General features: G+C 64.7%; 13 protein-coding genes. 4 read left to right on the top strand and 9 right to left on the bottom strand.

The features are described from left to right. Positions 1 to 12 precede the first annotated feature (12 nt). A complete protein-coding gene (locus JW929_13370) occupies positions 13 to 1,914 on the top strand; it encodes a GNAT family N-acetyltransferase (protein ID MBN1440392.1) in 1,902 nt (633 codons plus the stop codon). 289 nt (positions 1,915 to 2,203) lie between these two features. Here the strand turns inward: JW929_13370 and JW929_13365 are convergent, their stop codons facing one another. The 6 genes from JW929_13365 to JW929_13340 all read right to left on the bottom strand — a co-directional run bounded on the left by JW929_13365 (position 2,204) and on the right by JW929_13340 (position 11,568). Next, positions 2,204 to 3,613 (bottom strand): hypothetical protein, encoded by a 1,410-nt coding sequence (locus JW929_13365; protein MBN1440391.1) that lies wholly within the window; start codon positions 3,611 to 3,613, stop codon positions 2,204 to 2,206. 296 nt (positions 3,614 to 3,909) lie between these two features. Continuing rightward, the gene (locus tag JW929_13360; protein ID MBN1440390.1) at positions 3,910 to 5,178 is read right to left on the bottom strand and encodes a serine/threonine protein kinase; all 1,269 of its coding nucleotides are present in this window, start codon (positions 5,176 to 5,178) and stop codon (positions 3,910 to 3,912) included. A gap of 445 nt (positions 5,179 to 5,623) precedes the next feature. After that, complete coding sequence (locus JW929_13355; GenBank protein MBN1440389.1) at positions 5,624 to 5,992, bottom strand: ANTAR domain-containing protein; 369 nt, start codon at positions 5,990 to 5,992, stop codon at positions 5,624 to 5,626. 325 nt (positions 5,993 to 6,317) lie between these two features. Further along, positions 6,318 to 8,645 carry an FAD-dependent oxidoreductase gene (locus tag JW929_13350; GenBank protein MBN1440388.1) on the bottom strand — a complete coding sequence of 776 codons (2,328 nt, stop codon included), beginning with the start codon at positions 8,643 to 8,645 and terminating at the stop codon, positions 6,318 to 6,320. Positions 8,646 to 8,719: 74 nt separating this feature from the next. After that, positions 8,720 to 10,474 carry a 4Fe-4S dicluster domain-containing protein gene (locus JW929_13345; GenBank protein MBN1440387.1) on the bottom strand — a complete coding sequence of 585 codons (1,755 nt, stop codon included), beginning with the start codon at positions 10,472 to 10,474 and terminating at the stop codon, positions 8,720 to 8,722. Further along, positions 10,462 to 11,568 carry a hypothetical protein gene (locus JW929_13340; protein ID MBN1440386.1) on the bottom strand — a complete coding sequence of 369 codons (1,107 nt, stop codon included), beginning with the start codon at positions 11,566 to 11,568 and terminating at the stop codon, positions 10,462 to 10,464. Before JW929_13340 ends, JW929_13345 begins: the two co-directional genes overlap by 13 nt. A gap of 266 nt (positions 11,569 to 11,834) precedes the next feature. On the opposite strand from JW929_13340, the gene gdhA reads away from it, so the two are divergent. The 3 genes from gdhA (at position 11,835) to JW929_13325 (ending at position 15,302) form a co-directional block, all read left to right on the top strand. Further along, positions 11,835 to 13,190: an NADP-specific glutamate dehydrogenase gene (gene gdhA / locus JW929_13335; GenBank protein ID MBN1440385.1), complete on the top strand. Its 1,356-nt coding sequence runs from the start codon at positions 11,835 to 11,837 to the stop codon at positions 13,188 to 13,190. Between the two features lie 383 nt (positions 13,191 to 13,573). Then, positions 13,574 to 14,764, top strand: a complete 1,191-nt coding sequence (locus JW929_13330; protein ID MBN1440384.1) for an ammonium transporter — start codon at positions 13,574 to 13,576, stop codon at positions 14,762 to 14,764. A gap of 91 nt (positions 14,765 to 14,855) precedes the next feature. Beyond that, a complete protein-coding gene (locus JW929_13325) occupies positions 14,856 to 15,302 on the top strand; it encodes a P-II family nitrogen regulator (GenBank protein ID MBN1440383.1) in 447 nt (148 codons plus the stop codon). 69 nt (positions 15,303 to 15,371) lie between these two features. Here the strand turns inward: JW929_13325 and JW929_13320 are convergent, their stop codons facing one another. The 3 genes from JW929_13320 to JW929_13310 all read right to left on the bottom strand — a co-directional run bounded on the left by JW929_13320 (position 15,372) and on the right by JW929_13310 (position 19,097). After that, positions 15,372 to 16,349: a serine/threonine protein kinase gene (locus tag JW929_13320; GenBank protein ID MBN1440382.1), complete on the bottom strand. Its 978-nt coding sequence runs from the start codon at positions 16,347 to 16,349 to the stop codon at positions 15,372 to 15,374. A gap of 220 nt (positions 16,350 to 16,569) precedes the next feature. Further along, positions 16,570 to 17,466: a serine/threonine-protein phosphatase gene (locus JW929_13315; protein ID MBN1440381.1), complete on the bottom strand. Its 897-nt coding sequence runs from the start codon at positions 17,464 to 17,466 to the stop codon at positions 16,570 to 16,572. Positions 17,467 to 17,549: 83 nt separating this feature from the next. Continuing rightward, positions 17,550 to 19,097: an APC family permease gene (locus JW929_13310; protein MBN1440380.1), complete on the bottom strand. Its 1,548-nt coding sequence runs from the start codon at positions 19,095 to 19,097 to the stop codon at positions 17,550 to 17,552. Between the last annotated feature and the right edge of the window lie 839 nt (positions 19,098 to 19,936).

Genomic DNA, 19,936 nt, shown 5'->3' with positions numbered 1-19,936 from the left:
ACGGGAGCCGGCATGCCGAACACTTTCGACTGGAAAACCAAATACGCCGACAAGATCCGCGGCGCCGCCAAGGCCATGCGCCTGGTCCAATCCGGCGACAGCGTGTTTATCGGGTCGGGCTGCGCCCAGCCGCAATACCTATTGCGGGCGCTGGTGGATTACTGCGACGAGGTGCGCGACGTGCGCATCCTGCAGATCCTCACCATGGGCGAGGCGCCCTACCTCGACGAGCGCTACCGCGACAGGTTCAGCCTGAACACCTTCTTCATCAGCGACAACGTCCGCGCGACGATCGAACAGGGGCGCGGGGACTACACTCCGATCTTCCTGTCGGAGATCCCCAACGAATTCGAATCCGGCCGCATTCCGATCGACGTCGCCCTGATCAGCGTCTCGCCGCCGGATTCCGGCGGGCTGTGCAGCCTGGGCGTATCGGTGGACGTCGTCAAATCGGCGGTGGCGAACGCCAAGTACGTCATCGCCCAGGTCAACGCCAACATGCCGCGCACCTACGGCGACAGCTTCATCCACGTCAACGACTTCGAAGCCCTGGTGCCGTACGACGAGGAGCTGGCCGAAATCCCCCGGGCGGAGGTGGACGATGTGATGCGCCGCATCGGACAGAACGTCGCCCGGCTGATCGAGGACGGCAGCACCATCGAATGCGGCATCGGCCGGGTGCCGCAGGTGGTGGCCGAATGCCTGCGCGACAAAAAGGACCTCGGCATCCACACCGAGATGTTCGGGGATTGGATCATCGACCTGATCGACTGCGGCGTGATCACCTGCGCCAAGAAGACCCTCAACCGCGGCAAGGTGGTGGCCAGCTTTTGCATGGGGTCGAAGCGGCTCTACGACTACCTCAACAGCAACCACTTCTTCGAGTTCTATCCGACCGAGTACGTCAACGACGTCAACATCATCGCCCAGCACGAGAAGATGGTGGCGATCAACGTCGGCCTGGAGGTCGACCTGACCGGGCAGGTGTGCGCCGATTCGCTCGGCTACAAGTTCTACAGCGGGATCGGCGGGCAGGTGGATTTCATCCGCGGCGCGGCCCGCAGCCGCGGCGGCAAGCCGATCATCGTCGTGCCTTCCACCGCCCGGAACGGCACCGTCAGCCGGATCGTCCCGCACCTGGCGGAGGGCGCCGGCGTGGTGGTGACCCGCGGCGACGTGCACTACGTCGTCTCGGAATACGGCGTGGCCTACCTGCACGGCAAGAGCATCCGCGAGCGGGTCTTGGCGCTGATCAATATCGCCCACCCCAAATTCCGCGTCGGATTGATCCAGGCCGCCAAGGCGCAGAAGTACGTCTACGAGGACCAGATCATCCTGGACACCGAGCGGGTCATCTACCCCGAGGAGTTGGAGATCTACCAGACTCTCAACGACGGGACCGAACTCTTCTTCCGGCCGGTCAAACCCACCGACGAATCGGCGCTTTCGGAGATGCTCTACTCGCTCAGCCCGACCTCCCTGCGCACCCGCTACATGACCCACACCATGACCTTCCCGCACAAGGACGTCCAGCAGCTGACGAACATCGACTACATCAACAGCCTGGCGATCGTCGGCACCGTCCCGGGCGTCTCGGGCGAGGAGATCGTCGCCATCGCCCAATACTTCCTGGATCCGAAGACGCAGGTCGCGGAGGTCGCCTTCATCGTTCAGGACGAGTGGCAGCAAAAGGGCATGGGCACGGTGCTGCTGCAGTATCTTTGCCGGGTTGCCAAGCAGCGGGGGATCAAGAAATTTTTTGCCAAGGTCCTGCCGACCAACCGGCCGATGCTGTCCATCTTCCACAATTCGGGCTACAAGGTGAACACCGAATTCGACGGCGACGTCTACAACATCGAGTTCGACCTCTCACCGGCCAAGCCCGCCCCTCCGCCGCCGGCGGAGGTCAATTAGAAAAACCGCCGGCGGCGACGCCGGCGGTTTTTTTTCAGGGCCGCGAAGAACGCGACGGGCATGCGGAGGCGGCCGCCGGGGCCGCCCATTTCCTTGGAAGTCTCGGCATGGCCTTTGCAGGGTGCTGATAAAGCCTTTACCAGTGTTTTTGCGGACGGCCGGAGGGAGCGAAGCCATCTCCTCCTTCAGAAAAAAAGGGGATCGCTTCGCCGCTTCGCTACCCCGGCCCCTCCGCGGCGAAGCCGGGGCGGGGCTCGCAATGACAGCCCCCGCCTTTTTCCGCACCCGGCTAATGCGCAATAAACGTCAATTCGAAGAACCGCAGCGGACTTCGCAGGATCTCGCATTCAAACGAACAATAATGGGGCAGCCAAAGAACAAACGCCAAGACGGCGGCGGCGATCGAGGCGCCGTAGAACACCGGGCGGGAATCGGCGTGCTCCGGCGCGGAGACCGAACCCGATTCCGCCGAAGGCGGTGTTCTGCGGAAGGCATACTCCCAGGCCGGCAAATTCACCGAAACCGCAACCAGGGCGAAGTTGACGCAGGCGACCGTGAACCAGCGCCCGTAATCGTAGGCCGTGACGTACACGGGCATCGACAGCAGGAGCGGAACCGCGAAGTAGCGCAGAAAGAACTCGCCCGCCTGGCGGACCGCCGACCGCGGGGCGAAGGACCGCGGAACGCGGAACCGGAGAATGGCATACACCGTCTGGCGGGCGAGGTACCACAAGAGAACCGCCAACGTCGGAAGAATCAGAATCCAATCCATCCAATGCCGGGAGATGATCCACCGCGTGATTTCGGCGGCCCGGACGAACGACCACTCCATGGGAATGAAGGATCCGGGCAGGGTCGATCCGTTGAGTTTGTCGGGGGGCAGGATGCAGGTGCCCTCCCGGATCGCGCCGGCGGCCGCCCATTTTTCGCAGATGCCAAGCAGCGTCGAATAACTCGGCGTGCCGCTCAGGAGCACGGCGCCGAAGGCGATCGCGGCCGGGAGGTACAGTAATCCGGCCCACAGCGCGGTCCGCCGGAAACCGCCCGCGGCCGTCATCCGCAGAACCGACAGGGTCACCATCGCATGCAGCGGGACGAACAAAAGGAAATTCACCTCGTGCACGAGGACCGCCGCTGGGAGGAGGAGGACGGCGAGCGGCGCCCATCCCAGGAGGTACCGCCGCAGGCTTCCGTCCCGGCGCGGAAAGCCTCCCCCGAGCGGCAGCGTTTTTTCCACGACGAACAGGTGCAGGAGCAGGATGACGTATCCGAGCATTTCCTTCCGGCCGATGGCCTTGTGGTCGTGGAGGTAGAAAAAGAACAGCGAGGGAAGGAACAGCAGTCCGAACAGAGTCAACGGGTGCAGGGCTTTCAACGACCTTGCCAGCAGCCGGACGTAGCCGCAGGCGACGGCCAGGAACAGGATCCAGGAGAACACGGCGATGAATTCCTCGTGCGGGACGTCCGAAGGAAGGAGGCGCCAGATCTCGCCCGACAGCCCGCGCCGGATGAATCCCTGGGAATAATCGATCAGCCAATCGGTATACGCCCAATAATTCAGGCTGCGCTCGAAAGCATCCCTCGGCAGCCAGTACAGGAACGCGCGGATCAGGGCGCCGCAAAAGGCGGCGAGCAAGATGGAATTAATGAGCAAACGGGGTTGGGGAAAAAACGATTTGATCCGAGCGGATGCCGTCAATGCCGAACTCCTTCCGTCGTCCGGATTTTCTTCCCGCGGGGCCGAAGAGGGCGCGGAGGTTAACATTTTGTATCTCCTCAGCCTCCCGTCCTTCCTCTTTCCCCACTCCCATCACCCAAACCCTCCCCTCGCTGTCCCGAGCGTAGCGAGGGGAGGACCTGGGGATAGGGGCGAGGAGGGAAAAGGGCGGGTTTTTTTCTCAATGTGAAATGCGCTGAGCAGAAAAATTTCTTATGCCCCAATTTCCTATCCCCTTCCCCGGCTTGGCGTTCTTGGAGTCTTTGCGGCAAGGGGTTTTAGAAAAGCCCCTTCTGAAGCGCGAAATACACCAAGCTGATCGCCAAGATCACCACAATGAAGATCAGAATCGGAATCCCCGAAGCCTTCTTTTCGAGCGGCTTGAGCGGCTGGGCGTAGGAAGCCGCGGAGGGTTTGGTCGTCGCCGACGAATGGGGTTGGCCCGGGGCGTTCGGGGCCGCGGGGGGCGGTTTGGAATCGGACTGCGGTTTCCACTCCAACCGGCGCCTCTCGGTGGGGATGGCGCGCAGGTCGAGCGCGTTCGTGGCTTCGGAGTCGAGCGGCATTTCCAGCCGGCCGCCGGATTGGAGGTCCTGGTAGATCCCCGGCGCGAACGAATCCCGCCGGGTGGACGAATCGTCCCCGGCCGGAGGGGCGGCATGCGGGGCGCGCAGGGCGTCGAAAGAGAGCGGGCGCGCGGATTCGGTCAGCGGCAGGGATTCGGCCGGCGGGGCCGCGTCCAGGATCCGCTCCGCATCCTTCGCCATTTCGCCCGCCGTCGGGTAGCGGTCGGCCGGTTCTTTGGCCATCCCGCGGTCGATGACCGTCTGCATCGCCGCGGGCAGGTCCGGCGCCGCGGAGGAGAGCAGGGGGATCGGGCCGCTGACGTGCTTCATCAGCAGGGCCATGGCGTTTTCGGATTCGTACGGCGGACAGCCGGTGACCATGTGGTAGAAGACCGCGGCCAGCGAATACACGTCGGCCCGCCCGTCGATGGTTTTTTCCCCCTGGCATTGTTCCGGACTGGTGTAGGCCGGAGTCCCGAAAAATTCGCTGTGGGTCAATTGGACGCTGGATTCCACCAGCTTGACCAGCCCGAAATCGGTGATGTAGGGATTGTCTTCCAGATCGAAGAGGATGTTCCCGGGCTTGATGTCGCGGTGGATCATCCCCAGGGAGTGGGCTTTGTCCAGGCCGGAGGCGACCCGGCGCATCACGGCGCAGGCCGCCGGCGCCGGCAGGCGGCCGCGGCTCAGGCGGTCCTTGATGGATCCGCCCTGCATGAAGCGCATGACCAAAAAAAGCTGGTCCCCGTCTTCGCCGTAGTCGTACACCGGAACGACGGCGGCGTGCTCGAGGGTGGCGATCGCCTTGGCTTCGCGCCGGAACCGCTCGCGGTTGTCCGGATCCTGCCCCAGGTGGGTGGGCAGGACCTTGACCGCCACTTGCCGGCCGAAGGTCTCGTCCTGCCCGAGGTAGACCACGGCCATCCCGCCGCTGCCGATTTTATCTAGGATTCTGTATCGCCCGATCCTTTGGGGAAGCATGGACCGATTATATCCCGCCCCACACCGCCGGGCAATTTCTTGCCGCGCGGGATACGCGGTCCCGCCCCGGTCCCCGCTCCGCAAGTGCGGGCAGTAATCGGGCGGGGCGGGGGAGAACCTGACGGAAAATTTGCCGCCGCTCAGGCGGTTTATTTCAGCCGAATAACTTAGACACAACATCACCGCCGTTGTTGGGGTAAACCGTCACCCCGGCGTCCGCCCTCGCGCTTGCCTTCGCGCTTGCCCTCGCGAAGCGGGGGAAGCGGGGGCGCTCGAAGCCGGCCCCGGTTTTTTTCGAAGAGGAAATGGATGCCGGCGGGGGGCGTCCTGGGCAGAAAACACGCCGAGGGCGGGCGCCGGCATGACGATCGCCGACCGAGCGATTATTGGATTTTTTCTCTTCTGCTTCGTGCTTTACGGATCTTCTTCGCGCGTCCGCGTGAATTCAATGCTCGATGGAAGCGCGCAAGATCTCGTCCGCCGCCAGCCGCAGCGGGATCCGCCGCGCCCGGGCTAAAGTCTGGATTTCCTGGAAGGCTTCCCCCTCGGATTTTCCCAGCTCCATCAACCGGTCTCTGGCCCGCTCGACCGTTTTGCGCCCTTCCAGGTTGTAGCGCAGTTCCGCCAGTTCGTCCATATTCAGCGGGGCGGAATCCCGCCCCTTGGCGCGGAGAACACGGCGTAAGAAGGCATCCTTTTCGAGACGCCCCGCCTGGGCGTCGGAGAACCCGGCCGCGGAATCCTGCCGGAACGCCGGCCCGCGGTTGGCGGACGGGGGAGAACCGAAGGAATTATCCATCGTCGGATGACTCATGGGCGGCTCCTTTCTTATCTGCACAACCATGCGTTTCCTGCTTGCGGCGGAGGGGGGACCGGATTTTTACTGGGCGGGGGGAAAGAGGCTTGCCTGGTCCCACGCAAGCAATCCGGGAGAGGATCGGGGGTGGCGGGAATTGCACGCATCCAGTCCCTGAGAAAAACCGGCCTGAGCAAGGGCGGGGTCATGCTCAGGCCAATTGGCATACCGGAGCGCTGTAGCGTCTCCTCGGTATACCGAATCCATAGTGCGTGTTAAGTGTACGGCGGCGCGCCGCAAACGTCGTCCCGCCGATGGGCCATTCGGGCATCCCCCAAACGGGTTACAGCGTTTCGCCTTCCTGGCCGCGGGCCGGAACCATCGTCCAGATCCCGCTCGGGCAGGCCGCGGCGCAGAAGCCGCATCCGGTGCACAAATCCTCGTCGACCGCAAACGAAATTTCCCCGTGCTCCTCGGTCCGGCGGATCGCGTTCTGGCCGCAGACCGAGACGCAGATGCTGCAATCGCGGCACGTGCCGCAGGAAATGCACCTGGCGGCTTCCTCGAGGGGCTGGGACGGAGCCCGGCCGCGCTGCGGGGTGAAATATTCCAGGTGCAGGCGTTGGCGGGGGACGGCTTCTTTGCGGACGCGGCGGAAGGGTTCGCCGGAGGCGTCGGCGTGCGCAGCCAGGGCGGCGGTGCGACCGCCGCCGACCGCGTCGGCCAACAAGCCCGGCTTGACCGCGTCCCCGGCGGCGTAGATTCCTGGAATCCCCGTCCGGCCTTCCTCGTCCGCGGCGAGGTAATCGTTCTTCGAACGTCCGAGGGCATCCGGCAGCCAGTCCAATTCCGGGATTTCGCCGACCGCGACGACGACGGCGTCGGCGGGGAGGTCGGGCTGTCCCTGCTCGAAGGCCAGGATTCCATCGCGGTACCCGCGGACATGCAGCGGCCAGAGGATGCGCGTCCCGAGGGCCAGGGCCGCGGCCCGTTCGCGGCCGGAGGAGGCCGGCGCCCGCACGTCGACCGCGGTGACCTTGCGCGCTCCATGCCTCCAGGCCGCGGCGCAAACGTCCATCCCCACGTCCCCGGCGCCGATTACAACGGCTTGTTTCCCTTCGAGGGCGATCGGAAGCGTACCTGCGTTCTCGGCGCGCAGGAATTCTAGCGCGGTGAGCGCCCGTTCGCTCCCGGGGAAGGACAGCCGGCGAGGTTTGGTCGCCCCGGCGGCGATGATCACCCCGTCGTGGCGGCGGCGCAGGTCCTCGAAGAGCGCCCGGTCCACCCGCACGCCGGTGCGGGCTTCGATCCCCAAACCCAGCAAGCGTTCGATTTCATCGCGCACCAGCCCTTTGTCGAGCCGCTCCTGCGGAATGACGGAGAACATTTTTCCGCCGAGGTCCGGCCCGCTGTCGTACACGCAGACGGTGTGCCCGCGCAAGGCCAACTGCCAGGCGGCGGAAAGCCCGGCGGCTCCGGCGCCGATCACCGCGAAGGTTTTCCCGGTCGCCGCGGCCGGTTCGGGGGCGGGCAGGTCCGCCGAATATCCGCCGAGCGGGCCGGCAAGGACCGGAAAATCGATCGATCCGCGGGTGCAGGCGGCCATGCACGGATTGGGGCAGGCGGCGCCGCACACCGAACCCGGGAAGGGACTGTACTGCAGGACCAGTTCGAGCGCCTCACGCACCCGTCCTTCGCGCAGCAGCCGGATCCGCTCCTGGGTCGGGATCCCGTTCGGGCAGGCGTACTCGCACGGCGCCGCAAAAACGGCGTTGTTCCAGACCGGGAAAACGGAGCGGTATTTTCCACGCGGAACGAGCGGGGCCACCTCCCCGTCGTCCCGCAGCACGTCGCCGAAGATCCCGCCTTCCACCCAGCGCGCGGAACGGAATTCCGCGAGCGGCAGACGCTCCTGCGCGCGTTTGCGTTCCTGGGAATCCCAGGGGGTGATCTTGCGCCACTCGGTGCGGACGGTCAGCGCCCCGAGCAGTTCCGGAGCGTCGACGGCTTCGAGGAAACGCGGCAAGCCTTCGGCCAGGAAGGACCAATCCGCATCGTCGAGCCCGTCGCTGAGCTTCACCTCGGGGGAGAGATTTTCCACCGGTCCGCGCACATAGACCGTTCCGCCCACCATCCCGACGCAGGCGCGCTGTCCGAGGACCGAAGGCGCGCCCTCGCAATCGTGCCCGCAGACGACGGCGATGCCGCCGCCCATGAATTCAAACGGGAAGGAGCCGGTGTGCTTGAGAATCCACAACTGCGGCGGCGGGTACGCGGGATCGTGCTTCATCAGCGAGCCGGAGCGCGCGCCGGCCCTCCCGCCGATGTAGATCACGCCGTCGGCGGCGCAGTGGCCGGCGGTGTCGCCCCCGTCGCCGCGGACGACGATTCGCGCTCCGGCGTTGAGCCAGCCGACATCGGCCGGCGCTGGTCCCTCAACGACGATTTCGGTGCCCGGCATGCCCATCGAACCGACGCGCTGGCCGGGATTGGTCACCGTGAAATGCAGACCGCGCCCGAGCTGGTCCCACAGCGGGCCGCCGATGTCGTGCTGGCCGGCGGCGTCGATGACGAAATCCGTTTCGCCTGCGGCCATCGCGGCGTAGATCCGCCGCAGGAGGTCCTGGGTGGAGATGCGCTGGTCGTCGGTGTTGGCGGCGATGCGAAGCATGGGAAAATCCTTCCCCCTCCCTGCCCTCCCCCGTTAGCCGGTTTCGGCTAACGGGGGAGGACAGAGGAGGGGGCTCAGCACGCGTATCCGATCTGCAGACGCTCGGCGACGGCTTTCTCCATCGCGATCAGCGCGTCGCTGCGGCCGACGGGCAGGCTGGAGTTGCCGATCGGCGCCATCAGCTTCTTCAGTTCCCGATCAGTCGCCAGGAAATAATCGACGATCGCCTGCGCCGCGGCATCCACGTCGAGCCGCGCCACCAGCAGCGGATCCTGGGTGCAGATCCCCGTTGGGCACAGCCCGGTGTTGCAGGCGTTGCAGCGGCCGCGGTCGTTGCCGACGCAGCCGGCGATCTGCAGGAAGATCTTGGCCGCGAACACGCCGCTGGCGCCGAGGCAGATCGCCTTAAACGCGTCCGCGGCGAGGTGTCCGGTCTGGCCGAAGCCGCCGCCGGCGAAGATCGGGATCTGCCCTTGCCGGCCCTGGCTGACCGATTCCAGGTAGCAATCCCGCAATTTAGAGAGCACCGGGTGGCCGGAGTGGTCCAGGTTGACTTCGTGCGCGGCACCGGTTCCGCCCTGGATCCCGTCGAGGAAGAAACCGCCGACGATGTGATACGGGTCGCGGACCAGGTTGTTGAACACCGAGACGGAGGTGGAGCTGGCGGCGACTTTGATCGCCACCGGCACCCGGAATTGGAAGGCGGCGTTCATCGAGAGGAACATCTTTTGGACGCTCTCCTCGATGCTGTAGAGCCCCTGGTGGTTGGGCGGGCTGAGCAGGTCGGCCCGCGGGACGCCGCGGATGGCCTGGATGTGGGGCGCCACTTTCGCCGCGGGCAGCAGCCCGCCGTCGCCGGGCTTGGCGCCCTGGCCGATCTTGATCAAAACCGCGGCCGGATCGACGGTCATCTTGGGCATCGCCTTGATGATCCGGTTCCAGCCGAAATGCCCGGAGGCGATCTGCAGGATCATGTACTGCAGGTATTTCGAGGTGAGCAGCTTGACCGGCAGGCCGCCCTCACCGGAGCACATCCGCACCGGGAGGCCGCATTCCTCATTGAGGTAAGCGACGGCCAGCGCCAGCGCCTCCCACATCCGCCAGGAAAGCGCGCCGATCGACATGTCGCCGATCAGGATCGGGTAGATCCAGCGCACGGGGGGAACCCAGCCCGCCGGAACGAGTTTGCCGTTCTCAACTTTGAGCGGAAGTTTTTCCGCCGGCAGGCTCCGGCCGAGCGGGGTGAGCAGGTCGAAGGTGTGGCGGGCCGCATCCAGCGAGGGGTCTGTCATCTGGCTGATCCGGCCGACCTTGATCCCGTCCAGCACCCGGCCGGGGATCAGGTGCGCGCGCCCGCCGCGCTTGATCGGATTCCCGCCCCGGCGCGCGATCAGCGCGAAGCGGTTGTGCGGATTGGGAACGGGGCGGATCGAGCCGGTCGGGCAGACCTTCTCGCACATCCCGCATCCGCGGCAGGCATGGGCCGGGTCGTCGCTTTGGCGGACGGCCAGGATCACGGCGGTGGTGTCCAGCGGCTGGGGGAGGGAGCCGGCCGAAACGGTCTGCCCGCGGCGCTGGAGTTGCGCGTGCAAGGCGCCGAAGGTGCAGGCGGCGACGCAGGCTCCGCAGCGGATGCAGGTTTCGCTGTCCCAGCGGATCTTCCAGGGTTGGTCGACCACATGCGGGTCCCGGACGTAGACCGGGGCGGCGAGCGGGACGCGGGGCGGCGTCGGGAGGGCGGGCCGCCGCGCGGGAGAGGGGGTCGGCGCCCGAGGGGCGGGATGCGGCTGATCCCGCTGGTCGACCTCCAGATCGGTCATTGTCGCCATCGCTGCACCTCCAAGCTTCCGTCCACCACCACCAGTTCGCGTTCGCCGGGGTAGATATCCGCTTGCGGATCGCGGTCTGGAAGGATCCGGTTGAGCCCGCACACCTCCGAGGCCGCCGCCACCATCGTCCCGTCCCCGCCCACCACCACCGGCCGCAGCTTCTTCGCGTCGCAGGCGATTCCCATCCGCCCGTCGGGCAGGACGAAGACCACCGTGTTCGGCCCGTTGATCTCCAGGTGCTGGCATGCCCGCCGGATCTGGTACAGCACGGGGGCGTCCGGCCGCGCGGCTATCTCTTCGAAGGGCAGCGGGGTGATCACGTGCTTGTAATATTCCACCGGCCAGCCGAGGGTTCGGGTTATGTAATGGAGCGTGTAGAGGAACGATTGCGTGTCGGATTCAAACCCGGTGTAGTAGGGGCTCAGGGTTTGCTGAAAATCCTTGTTTTTCTGAAAGAAGGTGTTCTCGCCGTTGCCCATCAGGGTGTAGCCCTCGAGGAAGAAGGGGTGCGCGGCGTAGCGCACGATCCGGTAATTGGTGTTCTGGCGGCATTGGGCGCTGATCGTCCGCGCCCGCAGGGGATGGTTGTCGGCCCACAGGCCGAAGGCGGCGGCGATGTCGCGCGGGTCGCCGATTTCCTTGAGGGTGAGCGCGTCCGGCCAGAAGGAATAGACGAATCCTTCGCCCGCCTCCTCGAGCGCGCGGCGCAGAGCAAGCCGGGTTTCCACCAGCAGCCGCTCCCGCTCCGCTTGCGGACGATCCGCGTGCGATAGCGGAAAACCGTAGTTGCGGAACACGTACAGCGGCATGCGTTGGATATCCAATCCGGGGGACGGATCGACGTCCGGGATCCATTCGAATTTCAAGTCGAACCCGAACCGGTTCATCATCCCGTCCACGCGCTCCAAACCGGCCGGGGTGCAGGCCATCGAAAGCAGCGGAAACGCCTTGTAGGGGGCGAACGCGCCGTCCAGGTCCTGAAGAACCATGGCGAATCCGGAATTGTCGTGGCCCTTTTGCATTGCCGCCATCATCCGCAGGATGGGTGCGGAGGATATCGGCTGCTTGGATTTAATCGCTGCGATTCGGCACATGACTCAACCCTCGACGTATCTTCACTTCACCGATAAATAGGATAAAACGTGTTGGATTAAATGTCGTCCCCAACCCAGGCCATAAAACGGCCGAAAACCATGGTTTTTTGCCCCAAGGGAAACAGCCTGTTTTCCAATTCTTTTTCCCGCCTCCGCTCTTTAAATGGAGCAAAATACCCAAAGCCACCCGTATGGGTGATGGCTGGATCCCCCATTGTTCCTATAATTCTCCGATCCCACCACCCCGCAGGAAAAGGAGTCCCCCCATGTCGGTGATTCAGGAAGTCATTGCGAAAATCAAGGAAAAAGACGCCGGGCAGCCGGAGTTCCATCAGGCCGTCGAAGAGGTGATGACCACCCTCGAGCCCACCGTCGCCAAGCATCCGGAGTACGTCAAGGCGAAGATCTACGACCGGATCGTCGTTCCGGACCGTGCCATTCTGTTCCGCGTGCCCTGGGTGGACGACAAGGGCGAAGTCCAGGTCAACCGCGGGTTCCGCGTTCAATTCAACAACGCCATCGGGCCCTACAAAGGCGGGCTGCGCTTCCACCCGACGGTGAACTTGGGGATCATCAAGTTCCTCGGGTTCGAGCAGGTCTTTAAGAACTCGCTGACCACGCTCCCGATGGGCGGCGGCAAGGGCGGCTCGGATTTCGATCCGAAGGGGAAATCCGACCGCGAGGTGATGGCCTTCTGCCAATCGTTCATGCGCGAGCTCTACCGCCACATCGGCCCGGATACCGATGTTCCGGCGGGCGACATCGGCGTGGGCGGCCGCGAAATCGGCTTCCTGTACGGCTATTATAAGAAGATCGTCAACGAGCACACCGGCGTGCTCACCGGCAAGGGGCTCGACTACGGCGGCAGCCTGATCCGCCCGGAGGCCACCGGATACGGCGCGACGTATTTCGCGGCCGAGATGCTCGCCACCCGCAAGCAGGATTTCAAAGGCAAGGTCGTCGCGGTCAGCGCTTCGGGCAACGTGGCCCAATACACCGTCGAGAAGGTGAACCAGTTGGGCGGCAAGGTGATCACCCTCTCGGATTCCGGCGGCACGGTCGTCGACGAAGCCGGCGTGGATGCGGCCAAGCTGGCGTTCGTCCTGGACCTGAAGAACAACCGGCGCGGCCGGATCAAGGAATACGCCGACAAGTATAAGGCGGCCTACATCCCCGGCAAGAGCGTATGGGATGTGATCCGCGAGCAGGGCATTCACGTGGATGCGGCTTTCCCGTCCGCTTGCCAGAACGAGATCGATCTGACCAACGCCGAAGCGCTGGTTAAAAACGGATGCGTATGCGTCAGCGAAGGCGCCAACATGCCCTCCACGCTGGAGGCGATCCGGGTGTTTCAGGAGAGCAACGTCCTGTTCGGGCCGGCCAAGGCCGCCAACGCGGGCGGCGTAGCCACTTCGGGCCTCGAGATGTCGCAGAACAGCATGCGCCTCTCCTGGACCCGGGAAGAAGTGGATGAACGCCTGCACGGGATCATGAAGCGGATCCACAAGGCGTGCCTCGACGCCGCCGAAGCCTACGGAAAGAAGGGCAACTATCTGGCCGGGGCCAACATTGCCGGCTTCGTAAAGGTGGCCAACGCCATGGTTGCGTACGGGGTGGTGTAGGCTGCCGGGAGTCATTGCGAGCCCCGCCCCGGCCCCCGCTTCGCGAGTGCAGGCTTTCGCCGTGGCGAGGCCGGGGGAGGCCGGTGTTTTTTCGGCCGACGAAGCAATCCCCTCGTTTTTGGTAAACGCGGCCGCCGCAGCCTCGACTGCGGCGGCGTTTTTCAGGCCGAGGCGGTCTCAAGGACCGCCTCGGCCTGTTTTCCGGAGGATGAAGTTCTCACCCATATGGGTGTTGATTCATCGGCGGGGATGGGTATAATCTCGGTAAAAGAAAATCCATTTCGGCCGTGAAGCCCTTGGAGGCGGCAATCCTCCGAGGGCTATTTCTTTTTCCCGAGAGGATGATAACGATGCCGTCCATAGATTCCGGCGATACCGCTTGGATGCTGGTTTCCACCGCGCTCGTACTGATGATGACGCCGGCGCTGGCGTTCTTCTACGGGGGGATGGTCCGGCGCAAGAACATTCTCTCCACATTGAATCTCAGTTTCATCACCATCGCGCTGATCAGCCTGCAGTGGGTGCTGGTCGGCTACTCGCTCGCCTTCGGCACGGGCGGGGGCGGTCTCTTCGGCGGGCTGAACTACCTCGGATTGGCCGGCGTGGGCGCAGAGCCGAATCCCGACTACGCCGCGACGATCCCGCACCTGGCGTTTATGGCTTTCCAAATGATGTTCGCCGTCATTACCCCGGCGCTGATCACCGGGGCGTTTGTCGAACGGGTGAAATGGAAAACCTATCTGCTGTTTACGCTTCTCTGGGCCGCCCTAATATACGATCCGGTGGCGCATTGGGTGTGGGGCACCGGCGGCTTCCTGCGCACCATGGGCGCGCTGGATTTCGCCGGCGGAACGGTGGTCCACATCCTGGCCGGCTTCTCGGCGTTGGCCTTCGCGCTGGTGATCGGAAAGCGCAAGGGATACGGGGAGGCGCCGATGGAGCCTCACAACATTCCTTTTACCGTGCTCGGCGCCGGCCTGTTGTGGATGGGATGGTTCGGGTTCAACGGCGGCAGCGCCCTCGCGGCGAACGGCACGGCGGTGAGCGCCCTGGTGACGACGAACACCGCGGCGGCGGCCGCCGCGCTCAGTTGGATGCTGATCACCTGGCGGCGGAACAAGCCGAGTGTCCTGGGGACCGTCACCGGGGCGGTGGTCGGGCTGGTGGCGATCACGCCGGCCGCCGGCTACGTCACCCCGTTGGCGGCGGCGGTCATCGGAGCGCTGGCTTCCCCGATCAGCTTGGGGGCGATCAAACTGCGCCAAAAAATGGGCTTGGATGAATCCCTCGACGTCTGGGCTTGCCACGGCGTGGGCGGAACCTGGGGCGCCGTCGCCACCGGGTTGTTTGCCGTGAAGGCTGTCAACCCGGCCGGCGCGGACGGACTGCTGGCCGGCAATCCCTCGCAATTCCTGATCCAGGCGGCGGCCGCGGCGGTTTCGATCCTGTTCGCTTTCGGCGCAACCTACCTGCTGGCCCGCATCCTCAAAGCGACGGTCGGCTTGCGGGTATCCCGGGACGAGGAGGAAGTCGGGTTGGACATCAGCGAGCACGGCGAGCTGGCGTATGCGTGACCCAACCTCTCCTCCCCTTCCCTTAAGGGAAGGGGAGGAGGGAACGGGAGATGGGGTTAGGTCAGGAAAAAAGTCCAAAGGAGAATGTGCCATGACCAAGAAAATCGAGGCCATCATCCGCACCGAGAAACTGGAGGACGTGAAGACCGCCCTGCACCAGATCGGGATCGTCGGCATGAACGTGGTCGAGATCCGCGGCCACGGGCGGCAAGGGGGGATCAAACTATCCGGGCGCAACGGCGATTACACGGTCGATCTGCTGCCCCGGCTGCAGGTCAACATCGTCCTGAGCGACCACAACCTCGACAAGGCGGTCGAGGCGATCCGCGCTTCGGCCGCGACGGGCAGCATCGGGGACGGGTTGATCTTCGTCTATCCGGTCGAGGACGTGATCCGGATCCGCACCGGCGAGCGCGGCCGCGAGGCGCTGCACTACGCCGGCGATATCGACGAGAAGCGCGAGCGGTTGGGCGAGGCGATCGGCGACAAGGCCGGAGCGGAGCCGATCATGGACGACATCCTCGAATATTGCGAGTGAGAAGGGAGCGTGGATTTCGGCGCCCGGGGCCGCCCCGTCGGCTAAAACTCAGCGGCAAACGGGGAGGATTCACCCTCCCGGGCGCAGCGATTGCAGGAACAGCGCCGCCAGCGCCACGAACAGCAATAATCCGAAGCTGATTGCGAGCGCCAGGACCACTTGGTTCCGCAAATAGGAAGTGCCGGAAGGTTTGCCTCCGGCCGTTTCCAAAATGGCGAGGTCGACCGTCTCCGGATTCTCGAGGGCCTCGAGCAGGGCGCGCACGTCCGGAAAGCGGTCCTCCGGCTTCTTTTGCAGGCAGCGGGTGACGACAGCGGCGAGCGGCTTCGGCACCGACGGCATGTCCCGGTCCAGGCGCGGGATCGGATGGTACAACTGCTGCGCCATCACCGCCATCGGATTGTCCCCGTCGAAGGGCGGATGCCCCGCCAGCATCTCGTACAGCATGACTCCCAGGGCGTATTCGTCGGTGCGCGCGTCCCCCCGCCGGCCGTCCACCTGTTCGGGGGCCATGTATTCGGGGGTTCCGGCGGCGGAGGAGAATTTCGGATAGGTCACCCGCCGGCCCTTGCGCGTCAGCGCCAAACCGAAATCCAGAATCACCGGCCGCCCGGCGGGGGTGATGAGGATGTTTTCCGGTTTTAAATCGCGGTGAATCACTCCCTGTTCGTGGCAATAGGCGATCCCGTCGGCGATCATCCGGATCAGGCCGGTCGCCCGCCCGGGCGGCAGCGGGGCTTCGGAGTAGAGCAGGTCGCGCAGGGAGCGCCCTTCCACGTACTCCGCAACGAGGTATGGAATCCTCTCGAAGACGCCCGACCCCAATCCTTTCTGGATCATCGGGTGGTCGAGGGTCTGGACGGTTTCGAGCTCGCGCCGGAACCGCTCGAACAACACCGGATCCCCCACCCCCGAGGCGTCCGGAATTTTCAAGATCACGTCCCGCTGTTCCACCGGATCGAAGGCGCGGTAGATGTCGCCCATTCCGCCGCGCACGAGGTGGGTTTGGATTTCATAACGGTCAAATCGGTCGCCGGATTTCAACATTGTCATTCCGATTATATTCGGGATTTCCGACTCGGATCAGCGCCCGATCCGGCGCTGGAAGATCCGCCCCGGTCCGTCATCGGCGGGTGTCTTTGGCGGGGGCCAAGGCGCTTTTATCCTGCTCGTGCGGGATGATGAAAACCCCTCGCCTGCCCTCGCGCCTGCCCTCGCGAAGCGGGGGAAGCGGGGGAAGCGGGGGGCTTGCCGCGCGGTGGTTCATTCAGTGCCCGGTCCTGTGCCGGAAGAGCCGGCCCCAGAGGCCGCCTGCGGCGGATCGCGCCGGCGCCGGCGACTTGGCCTGAATGACGATCGCCGAAACGTTGTCGTCGCTGCCGCGTTCCAGCGCCAGATCGATCAACGACCGTCCGAACTCCAGGGGCGAAGCCGCGCCGGCGGAACAAGCCGCGATCTCGCCGTCCTCCAACGCCGACCACACGCCGTCGGTGCACAGCAGAATCCGGTCGTCTCCGTGCAGGTCCCGGGTGGCGGTGTCCGGCCGGAGGAACAGGCTGAGGCCGAGCCCCCGCGTCAGTTCGGAGCGCCGTTCGTGGGCGCGGACTTTTTCCGGGCCGAGGACGTGCAGGCGGACCATTTCGCCCACCGTTGTGTGATCGTGGGTCAGGCATTCGATCCCGCCGCCGCGGATTTGGTAGGCCCGGCTGTCGCCGACGTGCAGAAGGTGCAAGCGGCCATCTTCCAGGCAGGCGGCGGTGAGGGTCGTTCCCATCCGCGGGATCCCCAGTTGGCGCATCGCCTGTTGCAGGCCGAAATCCGCCTCTTCGACGGCAGTCCGCATGGCTCGGACGACGGAGGAGGAGTGATTGCGCAGGAACGATTCAAAGAAAACCTGCAGGGCGACGTGGCTGGCGAACCGTCCCTGCGCCAGCCCGCCCATCCCGTCCGCGACGGCGAACAGCGCGCGCATCCGGCCGTTCCTTGCGGCTGCGCCGGCCATCCGGAAGCCGTCCTGATTTTCGTCGCGGCGCGTGCCGGTGTCGCTGATCCCGGCGGCGGTGAGGATTCCGGGGACTTCCGCCGCCGTGGAAAGCAGGGATCGCAGCGGCGCTCCCGCGGATGGGATGACGGAGGTGGTCGTTTGAAGATGATATTGTTCCATTCGGCCGGCTTTCTGCCCCCTCCCCTTCCCTCCCCCGCTTGGCGCACCCGGCCAAGCGGGGGAGGATGAAGGAGGGGGTGCTATCAGGATTCCGAGGCCGCGACCGCGGGTAGGATCGCCTTGCCCTGGGCGCGGCTGTTCCAAACCAAGTAGGCGCCGCTCGCCAGGGCCCACAGGGCGGCGATGCCCAGCCCGATGACCGTCGCCGCCTGGGAGGTTCCTCCGCTGGCCAAGCCCACTCCGGCGATGGCCAGCAGCATGCCGACGTTTCCGATCAGTCCGAGGCCGGGAACGATCAGGTGCTTTCCGAAGCGGAAATCACGCCGCCCCGCGAAGGCGATGAAGGTCAAGGCGCAAATCAGGGCGTACAACACAAACGTGCCGAAATTCGAAGCCAGGGTGATTCCCGTCAGGGCGGTCACGTTCTGCGACCCGACGGCGCCGAATACCGCCGAGACGGCCACCAGCAGCCAGATTCCGATGTAGGGGGTGGCGTACCGGCCGTGCAGGATCCCCATTAAACCGGGCATCTCTTTGTCTTGCGCCATGGCGAAGGAGATCCGGACCGCGGTATTCATCGCCGCCAGGGTCGTGCCGAGCACCGCCAGCGCGACGGTGAAGGCGATGATGATCATCAGGGCGAAGCCGTTACCGCCCAGCATGGCGTCGCCGATCAGCCGGACCAAGTCGCCGATCGGCGCCCCGGAGGCCGCGGCGGCCTCCATCCCGGAGACGGCGGTGCCGTCGGACGCGGTCGCCGTCAGCTTCTCGGAAATGGCGAAGTTGGCGGCGAAGTATTGCAGCAGGTAGGCGAACAGCCCCTGGATCGCCAAGGAAAGGATCACCCCGCGCGGGATGTCGCGCTTCGGATTTTTGGCTTCCGCGGCCAGCGAGGTGGCTGATTCAAATCCGACCAGGATCAGGATGGCGATCGTTGATTGGAACAGCATGGACGCAAAGTTGTGCGGCAGCACCACCGAAACGGCCGTCGGATGCACCCATTCCGTCGCGCCGAGCGGATTGGACAGGCGGAATGCGATCGCCAGGACCGAAAACCCGACCAACGACACGAGTTGGATGATGTTGATCACCAGGCTGACGACGGTGGAGCCGTTGATCCCGCGCACCGCGATAAAGCCCACGAAGGCCGAAAACGCGGCGGCGATCAGCACCAGGCCCCACGGCGGGACGGCTATCCCGAACTGGCCGCACAGGTAAGATACCAGCGTCGCCATCATCGCCACCATCACCCCGGGGTAGACCCAGTAGAAAAGGTGCGCCGCCCAGCCGACGACGAATTTGGAAATGCGGGCGAAACGCCGGTGGGCCGGCTTTTCGCGGTCCAAAAAGGCTTTGTCGGCGAAGTAGTAGGAGCCGCCGGCGCCGGCTTCGGGGTATTTGCGCGCCAGCTCGGCAAAGGAAAGCGCCGTGAGAAACGCGATGATCAGCGCGAAGAACACGCCGCTCCAGATGTCCTTCTCCATGCCGGCGGCGTTGACGCCGGCGGCGGCCTGCAACTGGAACGTGATCCACAGGAACGCCCCCGGCGCGATCAGCGCCATCGCGTTGACCGTCACCCCGGTCAGGCCGAGGGTCTTGCGCATCGTGGTTGGGCTCGAATTGGCTTCCATGATTTCCTCCATTGCGAAGGTATTCCGCACCGGGTTGTCTCCAAAGAAACCGAACGGCGTTCTTTGGAAAATCCCGTGCGGTTGTTTGTCCGTCATTCCCGCGCGGTGGTTTGTCCGTCATTCCCGCGCGGTTTCAGCGGGAATCCAGGGTTTTGTCCGGCTGGATGCCTGAGGAGAAGGCCCTCCTAAGCAGGGCCGGCGCGGGCATGACAATCCTGGTATGACTTTTCCCGCAGTCCCTTAAACGGCCGACACCTTGAACCGAATATCCGTTCAAGGCGTCGCGGCCGGGAATATATTCATTTGTCCGCCGACCCCCTTGCGTTCCACCGTGTTGCGCCCGCCCCTTCGGAAACACCCTCCGCGGAAACGGGGGACGGCCCGCGCCACTGGATTAATGCGAACGCCTCCGAAGGAATTCCTCCGGAGGCGTCATGGCCCGTCTGGTTTTACGCTATTGTATGGAAAACAAGACCCGTGGAAACACCCTAATGGGCCACAAATCAGGAAGGCGCGAGATCGTCCGATTACTACGAAAGGGGGATCCGGAATGTCCGCGTTGGCGCAAGTCGTGGAATGCTTTGGCAGGGGCGGAAGGATGCGGTAAAGCTGATTGAGCGGCCACGGCGTTTTGGCGGGGAGCATCGAAACCACAAGAAAAAAGGTGGTTTCGATTCGCCCGCGGAGAACTCAGGCTGCTCGACCGGCTTCTTGACATGCCTGCTTGGGCGAATTTCCACCCCTGCAAAGGGATGCCCGTTGCGGCGCCGGGATACTTTCCGCCGGCTGAAGGAGGCTGTGAATCAAGAGGAGCTAACCCGCATCGGCCCCCACCACCC

The sequence above is a fragment of the Anaerolineales bacterium genome, from assembly GCA_016928575.1.
Lineage (GTDB): Bacteria > Chloroflexota > Anaerolineae > Anaerolineales > RBG-16-64-43 > JAFGKK01.
Note: the sequence above shows the minus strand (reverse complement) of the source record. Positions and strands in the feature narration are given on the sequence as shown.